Origin of the sequence: Marinobacter sp. UBA3604 (assembly GCF_002375325.1) — a bacterium.
Taxonomy (GTDB): domain Bacteria; phylum Pseudomonadota; class Gammaproteobacteria; order Pseudomonadales; family Oleiphilaceae; genus Marinobacter; species Marinobacter salarius.
The window spans coordinates 1-9,120 of sequence record NZ_DFMB01000010.1; the positions used below are offsets into that span (position 1 = coordinate 1).

General features: G+C 57.6%; 8 protein-coding genes. 5 read left to right on the forward strand and 3 right to left on the reverse strand.

The genetic code is table 11. The annotated features are described in order from the left end of the window. Positions 1-131: 131 nt before the first annotated feature. Together B2590_RS02285 and B2590_RS02290 are read right to left on the reverse strand one after the other, a co-directional pair. The gene (locus B2590_RS02285) at positions 132-998 is read right to left on the reverse strand and encodes a substrate-binding periplasmic protein (RefSeq protein ID WP_286811794.1); all 867 of its coding nucleotides are present in this window, start codon (positions 996-998) and stop codon (positions 132-134) included. A 141-nt stretch (positions 999-1,139) separates the two neighbouring features. Then, positions 1,140-3,017 (reverse strand): MFS transporter, encoded by a 1,878-nt coding sequence (locus B2590_RS02290; protein WP_126810382.1) that lies wholly within the window; start codon positions 3,015-3,017, stop codon positions 1,140-1,142. Positions 3,018-3,209: 192 nt separating this feature from the next. Here B2590_RS02290 and B2590_RS02295 point away from each other — a divergent pair, with 192 nt between their 5' ends. Next, entirely contained in the window at positions 3,210-4,271 is a 1,062-nt protein-coding gene (locus B2590_RS02295; protein ID WP_286811795.1) for a GGDEF domain-containing protein, read from the forward strand. An 11-nt stretch (positions 4,272-4,282) separates the two neighbouring features. Here the strand turns inward: B2590_RS02295 and B2590_RS02300 are convergent, their stop codons facing one another. Continuing rightward, on the reverse strand, positions 4,283-5,227 hold the full coding sequence (locus B2590_RS02300; RefSeq protein ID WP_273623016.1) for a DUF1853 family protein: 945 nt from the start codon (positions 5,225-5,227) through the stop codon (positions 4,283-4,285). 77 nt (positions 5,228-5,304) lie between these two features. Here B2590_RS02300 and B2590_RS02305 point away from each other — a divergent pair, with 77 nt between their 5' ends. The 4 genes from B2590_RS02305 (at position 5,305) to B2590_RS02320 (ending at position 9,082) form a co-directional block, all read left to right on the forward strand. Next, a complete protein-coding gene (locus B2590_RS02305) occupies positions 5,305-5,745 on the forward strand; it encodes a VOC family protein (RefSeq protein ID WP_085681325.1) in 441 nt (146 codons plus the stop codon). 120 nt (positions 5,746-5,865) lie between these two features. Next, positions 5,866-7,272 (forward strand): mannose-1-phosphate guanylyltransferase/mannose-6-phosphate isomerase, encoded by a 1,407-nt coding sequence (locus B2590_RS02310; RefSeq protein ID WP_286811796.1) that lies wholly within the window; start codon positions 5,866-5,868, stop codon positions 7,270-7,272. A 54-nt stretch (positions 7,273-7,326) separates the two neighbouring features. Continuing rightward, positions 7,327-8,733, forward strand: coding sequence for a hypothetical protein (locus B2590_RS02315; RefSeq protein ID WP_075194512.1), 1,407 nt, complete (start codon positions 7,327-7,329; stop codon positions 8,731-8,733). Next, complete coding sequence (locus tag B2590_RS02320) at positions 8,705-9,082, forward strand: hypothetical protein (RefSeq protein ID WP_036206097.1); 378 nt, start codon at positions 8,705-8,707, stop codon at positions 9,080-9,082. Before B2590_RS02315 ends, B2590_RS02320 begins: the two co-directional genes overlap by 29 nt. The last annotated feature ends 38 nt before the right edge of the window (positions 9,083-9,120 follow it).

Genomic DNA, 9,120 nt, shown 5'->3' on the forward strand with positions numbered 1-9,120 from the left:
ATCCTTTTGAAAAGATTACTCAGTCGTGGGCAATTACACAATTTGGTTTACAGGCTCTATCAGAAAATTCTGTACCGGCTTGTGAACGATCGTTCGTGTTCGACCAATCTGGAAAGGCATTGTAGTCGACCTCACTCCACACACTGAACCTCATCCTCCACCACCAGATACCGAGCCGGCAAATCCGGCAGTGAGGTTGTAATCAACTCCTCCAGCCTGCCAGACGCCCGCAACTCACTGAGCCCTTCGTTGAATTTCTCCAGATACCGTTCACTTTCTGGCACCAGTTTGGACAGGGTCAGGTACAAGTAATCCGATTGCAGCGGTGTGGTGTGGAAGGTGATTTTGTCGCTGAGGCCGAGCTCTTTCAGCATACCCATGCCCACGGCGGGCTCCATCGGGAACAGGTCGATTCGGCCGGCCGCAAGTTTACGGAAGTTGGATTCGTCGGAGGTGGTGACATCGGCACTGATGGTGCCGGCGGCGACGGCTTCCTCGAATTCCTCGCCGTAGTTGTAGTCCTGGGTCAGCCCTATGCGATAGCTTTCCAGGTCTTTTACGTCTTCCCAGTCGAAATCCATGCTGGTGCGATGAAACAGGGCGTAGTTATGGGCGACGATAGGGTCGCTGAAGTGGAAATGCTTTAGTAATTTCTTTCGGCAGGTCCAGGCGACTGAACCGTCCCACCGGCCTTTTTCCGCCAGAAGGCGAGCGCGGGACCAAGGGAAAAAGCCATAGGATACGGGAATGTCTTTCTTGGCGAAGGCTAGGGTGACGATTTGGGAAATGACCCCGTAATGAGGTGGTGTGTTTTCCATGTAGGGAGGCCAGTGCCCATTGGTGAGCCTGATGGTCGGAGCCGCTTCGTTGGCTTGAAGCGGCAAGGCGAGGGCACAGGCCATCAGCGCACTGGTAAGGGTAGTGTAGAGGTGACTCAATAGCTGCCTGATCAACCGAATGAGTCGTCGATCGTATTTGGGCGATCCCTGCTTAAACATCTGTCCATCCACCAAAGCAGGTGCTGGCCGGATGGCGGGGGTGGTTCACAACACCGCCATCGATCGGTCGCACTAAAAGTTGATGATAGTCAAAGAGTAGCAGTCGCTCAGATCATTACAACCAGTCGGTTTTGGGGATGCCTAGCGGTGATTGCCCCTCAGGGCTTTGACCTTTTCTTCCAGCATTTCCGCATTGGCCTCCTGCGCGGTTACCGGCTCACCGGCAATGAGTTCAATCCGCGACCAGAAGCGCTTGGGAAGATGTTTCAACGCAGGCCCGCCGCAGTGGCTGAAGAAGCTGCCCCACAGGCCTCGCAGGGCCATGGGAACCACCGGTACCGGGCGTCGCTCCAGGATAATATCCACGCCGCCGCGGAAGGTGGCTACCTCACCGTCGGAGGTCAGGCGGCCCTCGGGAAAGATGCAGACGACATGGCCGGCGTCCAGTTCTTCGTCAATGCGCTCGAAGGCGGCGTCGTAGATCTCCGGTACCCGATTGCGGGAGCCAATGGGAATGGTTTTGGCAAGCTTGAAAATCGCGCCGAGTACCGGCGTTTTAAAGATCTGGTAGTCCATCACGAATCGGACAGGCCGCCTGATCGCGCCGGCAATCACGAGGGCGTCCATGTAGGTGACGTGGTTGCAGACCAGCAGTGCCGGTCCTTCCTCGGGAATGCGATTCAGGCCTTCGTGGTGTACCCGGTAAATAGTGTGGGAAAGCACCCAGACAATAAACCGAAGGGCGAATTCGGGCACCTGCTGGTACACAAAGCCCGCCACAATCAGGTTCATGATGGCCAGTACCAGGAAGAACTCGGGGATGCTGAGGCCGATCACGCCCAGCATCATTACGCCCATGATGGCGCTGACCACCATGAACAGGGCGTTGAACACGTTCAGTGCCGCAATAACACGGGCGCGCCGTTCCTCCGGGGTTTCCCGTTGCACAAATGCGTAAAGGGGCACGATAAACAGGCCACCAAAAAAGCCGATCCCCAGCAGATCGATGGCCACTTGCCGGTGCTGGCTGTCGCTGATCATCATCCACCAGTCGGTTGGTACCGGGTTGGCGGGCATGTTGAAGTAGAGGTCGAGCCCGAACAGGCTGATGCCCAGGGAGCCAATGGGCACAATACCCAGTTCTATCCGATGGCCGGAAAGCCGTTCGCAGGCGACAGAGCCTAACGCAATGCCGATGGTGAAGATGGCCAGCAGCAGGGTGACCACGGTTTCATCACCCATAAGGTCGGTCTGGGCAAAGCTGGGGAACTGGGTGAGGTAGGCGGCGCCGAGGAACCAGAACCAGGAAATCGCCATGATGCACAGCAACACCGAGTGGTTTTCCGCGGCCAGGCGCATCAGATGCCAGGTTTCCCGCAGTGGGTTCAGGCGTATGGTCATGTCGGGATTGGTGGTGCCGGTCACCGGGACTTGCCGCGCTGCCAGGTAGCCGATGACGGCCAGGGCGAGGACCCCGATTGCTGCGAGTTTCTCCGGTTGGTCGCTGCCCATAAGCAGGCCAGCGGCGAGTGTGCCCACAAGAATAGCCACGAAGGTACCCATTTCCACCAGCGCGTTTCCGCCCACCAGTTCGTCGTCCCGAAGCACCTGGGGCAGGATGGCGTACTTCACCGGGCCGAAGAAGGTGGATTGCACGCCCATCAGGAACAATAACAGTAGCAGCGATTCGTACCAGCCGACCCAGAGCCCGGCGGCGGCCAGCGCCATAATGGCGATCTCCGCGAGTTTTACCCAGCGAATCACACGGGACTTTTCATACTTGTCCGCCAGTTGGCCAGCGATACCTGAAAACAGGAAAAAGGGCAGGATAAACAGCAACGCCGCGATGTTGACCACCACATCAATGGGCAGGCCCAGCAGGCCACCAGCCGTGTAAGTAATCAGCAACAGCAGGATGTTGCGGAACAGGTTGTCGTTAAAGGCGCCTGAGAACTGGGTCAGGAAGAACGGCAGAAAGCGTCGCTCTGAAAGCAGCCGGAACTGGCTGTGGTCGTCCATGCTAGTGATCCATCATCTCGTTGTTGATGGGGAATATTCTGCCACAAACGGGTTACTGAAACAGGGTTCTGGTTGCATGAGCTTCACGCTTCGTACGGGTGTTTCAAAGATTTTCAGTATTTAACGTTTGTGGTGAGCAGGCTGGTAATTTTCGGGGTAACCTGAAGATAACCGTTTTGGAAATCACTGTTTATGAGTCGGCCCAAACCCATGTCTGCCAGGGAACCCATCAGGGAGCGTCGTCCGCAATTCTGGCAGGTGGCCAAGCGCTGTTGCCAGATTGCCGCCACGGTTGATGTGGCGTTCTTCTTTCTTTTCCATCTTCTCGGTTCACCGATATTGGCGTGGGTGAACGTGGTAAGCGTCACCATGTACGTGGTGGCCTACCGGGCATTGGCCAGGAAGCAGAATGGCTTGGCCATGAGCTTGATCTGGGCGGAAGTGATTATCCACGCTGGGTTGGGCGTTTTGCTTATCGGCTGGGAGAGCGGCTTTCACTATTTCCTGCTGATGTTCATTCCGGCGCTGTTCGTTAGCATGGCGTTGCGAACGGCGGTGATCTTTCTGGTGGCGCTGTGGAGCTATTACATCACTCTTTATCTGGTGATGTGGGTTATCGAGCCGCTACAGCCCATTGCCCCTGGCGCCTTGCTCGCGGTTTATCTGTTTAACCTGAGTGTGGTGTTCGCCATGTTCAGTTACCTGTCGTTTTTCTACCTCACCATGGTGACCACGGCAAACCGAAAACTGCGGCGGATGGCGACAACCGATTCTTTGACCGCCCTATTCAACCGGCGCCAAATGACCGAGCTTGCGGAAAAGGAACTGGCGCGCTTCCAGAGGACAGGGCGCCCGGTTGCGTTCCTGGTGCTTGATATTGATCACTTCAAGGCCATCAATGACCGGCACGGACATGAGGTTGGTGATCGGGTATTGATTGAAGTCGCCAACCTTATCAAGGCCCAGTTGCGTACTCAGGACTTGATCTCCCGCTGGGGTGGTGAGGAGTTTCTCGCGGTGCTTCCAGATACTGGCCTGGATAGCGCCCAGGCCAGTGCGGAGCGTATGCGCAAGGCGCTTCTGGCCCATGACTGGCTGGCGACGACCGGCGAACCCATCGATCTGACCATCAGTGCAGGCGTCAGTGAGTTGCGCCCGGGCGACAACCTGAATTCCGCCATCAGTCGTGCGGATCGAGCACTCTATCGCAGCAAGGAGGGCGGCAGGAATCGTGTGGAACTGGAGACGATATAGCCAACGGCAGTTCAGCGCTGATCAGGCACTCCAGGCCAGGTACTCGGAACCACAAACACCCGGGAGGTCTCACTCCAGTAACCGTCCTCTGGCGACCGCTCCAGCACTGCAAACAGGCGGGGGACACCGGCCGATCGAACGACGGCCAATGCGTCTTCGGTGCTCTGTGGATCGGGGGTCTCTTGTTGGCGCCAGGGGCCGAGCCAGTGAGGTTTAACCAGCGGAATCCATCGTTTCCCGTCGGCGGCCGTTAGGTTTCCCGTCGCATTCATTTCGTCCAGATCGCTGATATAGAGCCAGTCACCACGCAGGTGTCCCACCGGGATGCACTCCGGTGGCGATAGGGGCGTATCCAGGGGATAGAACAGATACCCCGGCATGAAAATTCGTGGACGAACGGGTGTTTGGATGTCCAGAGACGCCAGAAGGTTGCGGGTCTCGGGTCTTGCTGTGAGTTGGCTCTGGTGGTCGGTCAGACGTTGGGTTTTGAGATCCAGACGGTCCCGAGTATTAGGCCCGTACCAGAGTGGCCTCGCCTGACCGTCATCCTGATGGCCGAGGTAAAACTTCACGGCAATTTCGTGGTGTTCGACCACGTTATCGGCAGGGTTGCGGACCAGGAAATCGAGTTCGCCCAGTGTAATGCCGTTGCTGCGGACCGGCTGGTTCTTGAGCATAACCTCCCAGCCCAGGAGGTCCTGCATCAGGCATTCGTACAGGCGCTCGAAATAGTGCCCAAGCCGTCGCGCCGGTGGTTCCGTGAGTACCTCCGGGCCAAGTTCGGGCGCACTGTCCCATACCTTCAGGCGCTCTTCAGCATCATCCGGCAGGTAAGTTTCCGGGGCAAAACCCATGGGAGAACTGATAAGCTGGGGAGCATGACACATCCACGCCAAGTGGCGCACGGCTGGAACTCGGTATTGGAGATGGGCTGTGGTTTCAGGGCGTCGATTCATTCTGGCAGGATACCCTAAACCATTGATTTGATCAGTCCCCGTCATAGGCCTCGGGGCAACACATCAGGAGAGGCGATATGCAGTACCTTCACACAATGATCCGGGTCAGCAACCTGGAAGAAACCCTGCACTTTTTCTGCGAGCTACTGGGCATGGTGGAAATCAGTCGCAAGAGCAGTGAAAAGGGGCGCTTTACGCTGGTTTTCCTTGCGGCTGCCGAGGATGAAGCGCGGGCCAGGGAAGAGCGGGCTCCAATGATAGAACTCACCTATAACTGGGACCCGGAAGAATACACTGGTGGTCGCAATTTCGGGCATCTGGCGTATCGGGTGGACGACATCTATGCATTATGTAGTCACCTTCAGGCCAACGGCGTTACCATCAATCGACCCCCGCGCGACGGCCGCATGGCGTTTATCCGGTCGCCGGACGGCATTTCCATTGAACTGCTCCAGAAGGGCGAGTCACTACCGGCGAAGGAGCCCTGGGCCAGTATGGAAAACACCGGCACCTGGTAAGCCGGCGCCTGGTAAGAAGGTGTGAAGGTTTGCACGTTAGAGCCGGTTTAATCGTCACTGGCAGGACAGGTTGGCGGTTTTTGAGGTAAAATTCGTGAAAATTCAAGACAAGGACGACCCATGCTTGCAGTGATTCTTTCTGGTGGTTCCGGCACCCGTCTCTGGCCGTTGTCCCGTGAAGCCTATCCCAAGCAGTTTCTACCGGTGGTGACTGACGATTCCCTACTGGCGGAAACGATCGATCGTGGCTTGGCACTGGATGACAAAGCCCGGGTGTTGGCCATCACCAATGAAGAGCACCGGTTTGTGGTCGCCGCCCATTTGCAGGCTCAGGCACCGGAGCGTACCGCCGGGATCATCCTCGAGCCGGTCGGTCGCAATACGGCCCCGGCCATTGCCCTCGCGGCCCTCGCGGCTGCGGAAGAAAACTTGGAAGAGTTGCTTCTGGTGATGCCTTCTGACCACGTATTGAAGAATCAGGATGTATTCCGCCAGGCGGTGAGTCAGGGCGCTGAAGCCGCCCGTTCCGGCAAACTGGTTACCTTCGGTATTGTGCCCAGCGCGCCTCACACAGGCTACGGCTACATCAAGGCCGGCGCGGCCCACGAAGGGTACAACGATGTAGCGGCCTTTGTGGAAAAACCGGACGAAGACACCGCCCGCCAGTATCTGAAAGAGGGTGATTATTTCTGGAACAGCGGCATGTTCCTGTTTCGCGCTGATCGCTACCTTGAAGAACTGGAAAGCCAGCAGCCCGAGATGATGAAAGCCTGCCGAGCTGCCTGGAAGGAGCGCAACGCTGACATGGATTTCACTCGCGTGGGTGCCGAGAACTTCAGGGCTTGCCCGGATGATTCCATCGACTATGCGGTGATGGAAAAGACTCACGATGCGGTGGTGGTGCCCCTGGATGCCGGGTGGTCGGATGTAGGCTCCTGGTCCGCGCTTTGGGATATCCAGCCCCACGATGAGAACAACAACGTGTGCCGGGGAGATGTGATTACCGAAGACGTTTCCGGCTCCTACATTCACTCAGAGGGCCGTCTGATTGCGGCGCTGGGTATTACGGATCACGTTATCGTTGAAACGGATGATGTGGTATTGGTGGCCGATCGTGGTCGGGTTCAGGATGTGAAGAAGCTGGTTGCCCAGGTCAAGGCTCAGGGCCGCCATGAACACCGCTTCCATAAGAAGGTCCACCGCCCCTGGGGTACCTATGAAGGTATCGCCATGGGGGAACGTTTCCAGGTCAAGCGCATTACGGTTAAGCCGGGCGCGTCGCTGTCGCTGCAGAAACATCATCATCGTGCCGAGCACTGGGTGGTGGTGAAGGGAACGGCCACGGTCAACCGCGGCGACGATGTGTTGTTGCTGACCGAGGACCAGTCCACCTACATTCCGTTGGGTGTGACCCACCGGCTGACCAACCCTGGCGTTATTCCCCTGGAACTGATTGAAGTGCAGACGGGTAGCTACCTGGGTGAAGACGACATTGTGCGTTTCGAGGACACCTACAACCGGGTCTGATTGATCTACATGAAACGGCATCAGGATGATGCCCGACAACACAAGGAGAAGTGAATGGAAGACTGGCAAGGATGCCTGAGCCCCCTCTGTCAAACCGCACTGCAACGGGCACGTGACAGCGTTGCCCAGCGAGGTGGTTATGCCATCACCGTTGAGGATTTCCTGTTGGCGCTGCTGGATGGTGAACCTGCCATCTGCGGATTCCTGCGCAGCCGCAGTGTTGATCTTGACGAACTGACCCGCACTATCCAATGTGAGCAACCCATCGTGACCGAAGTGGGCGGAGAGGGCCAGTTGTCCTCACAGCTCATGTACTGGTTTTCTTCTGCCCGCGAACTGAGCAATGCCCCCTGGCTGGACTGGCCCATCCTGTTGTCGGTGCTGACTCGTAACGCCGAACGCCTGCAGGAGAAAGCCTACGTTGCGGTGTTGGAACTGGTCGACCGGTGGCCCGCTGCGGACGAACAGCAGCAAGTCGCCGAAACCTCCGACAAAGGCGATACGCCCGTTGTGATTACCGACCTGGACTGGCTGGAGCTGGCGGAAGATGTATCGATTACCCTGGTCTCGGTTCCAAGAGCGCTGGTGTGGGTGAGAGGGGCAAGGGGTACCGGTAAAACCAGTTGGCTACAGGCACTATTGCCGTTCCTGTATTGTGGTTTTATAAGGTTGGACCTTCGCAATGAGGCGGAAATCATGGCCAGCGAGAATCCCGCCATTCCGTCCAAAGGCATCCACTGCAAGGATTATCCCGCGCTGGTTCTGGATAACGTTTCTCCGGTGGACCTGGCTGCAATGATGGCGCCCGAGCTCAGCGTGGCCCGCAGTCTGGTTACCGGATATCCGGGCCCCGTGGTCATGCTGGGGCCAGACTCACCGGAAGCAGAGGCTGCCGTTGGGCAATTGGAGCGTTGCCTGGGGCGGGATTTCGATATCTTTGACATGCCCGGCACGAGTACTGGCCAGAAGGTTGCCATCCTGACGGCTCATCAACCAGCGATTGAAAAGCGCTGGAACATAGAGTTGTCCCAGGCGCTTATCCGCTATGCCGCCTCAAGCCGGAGTCGGCTGGTCGGGTCTCCTGGCGGTATGATCCAGTGGGTGGAGCGCGCAGCCGCCCGATTGAACCTGTTTGCCGAACGAGGCCCTATTGAGGGTATGGCGCTCGCTGGCAGGACCGATACGCTGCGGCGACAGTCACTGGTGGCAATGGCCAGGCAACAACCGACAGAGGCACTGGAGCGATCCCTTGAAAGCCTGGCCGTTGAGCGTGCGGCGGCGGAGGTGGCGTGGCATGAGCGAAAAGCAGAGGGTACGCTCAGGACCCTGAAAATGGATGACCTTCGCCATGAACTCGAACGCTGGGTTGCAGCCCGCCCCGGGCCGGTTCACTATGTGGTCCATTGTGATCAACCGGCAGGAGAAACAGAAGGTGCGGGATCTCGAAATCTACATTCGTGACTTGGAGTCGTCAGCGGTATCGAGCTGGCTTGCCAGTCATCTGGACGACATTGAGCTCAGGGATGACGCGCTGGGTGACAGGGCGGTGAAAGGATCAGCTCATTATCGGGCGCATAGAGTCCGCATTAATCTGTACCCCGGTGCAGGTGGCAAGCGATACACCTCTGTGATCCTGGAGGGTGAGGATCTGCCCTGGGTGTCCGACCTCGATTGCGCCCGGAGTGCCTGGCGCGCCATGGATACCGAGATTCGCTGCAGCCCCGGTGACTGGAAAGAAGGGGAGCCCGTGGAGGATGAGAAATGGTGGCGGCTGGATCAGCGCGGAGAGCAACTGGCGGTCTGGAACTGAGTTTTTCACAGCAATAAAAAAGGTTCATCGCGGGTTAG

What these genes read in the sequence shown, in the direction of transcription:
- B2590_RS02285 (WP_286811794.1), bottom strand. Translation starts at nt 998, where the DNA reads ATGTTTAAGCAGGGATCGCCCAAATACGATCGACGACTCATTCGGTTG.
- B2590_RS02290 (WP_126810382.1), bottom strand. Translation starts at nt 3,017, where the DNA reads ATGGACGACCACAGCCAGTTCCGGCTGCTTTCAGAGCGACGCTTTCTG.
- B2590_RS02295 (WP_286811795.1), top strand. Translation starts at nt 3,210, where the DNA reads ATGAGTCGGCCCAAACCCATGTCTGCCAGGGAACCCATCAGGGAGCGT.
- B2590_RS02300 (WP_273623016.1), bottom strand. Translation starts at nt 5,227, where the DNA reads ATGAATCGACGCCCTGAAACCACAGCCCATCTCCAATACCGAGTTCCA.
- B2590_RS02305 (WP_085681325.1), top strand. Translation starts at nt 5,305, where the DNA reads ATGCAGTACCTTCACACAATGATCCGGGTCAGCAACCTGGAAGAAACC.
- B2590_RS02310 (WP_286811796.1), top strand. Translation starts at nt 5,866, where the DNA reads ATGCTTGCAGTGATTCTTTCTGGTGGTTCCGGCACCCGTCTCTGGCCG.
- B2590_RS02315 (WP_075194512.1), top strand. Translation starts at nt 7,327, where the DNA reads ATGGAAGACTGGCAAGGATGCCTGAGCCCCCTCTGTCAAACCGCACTG.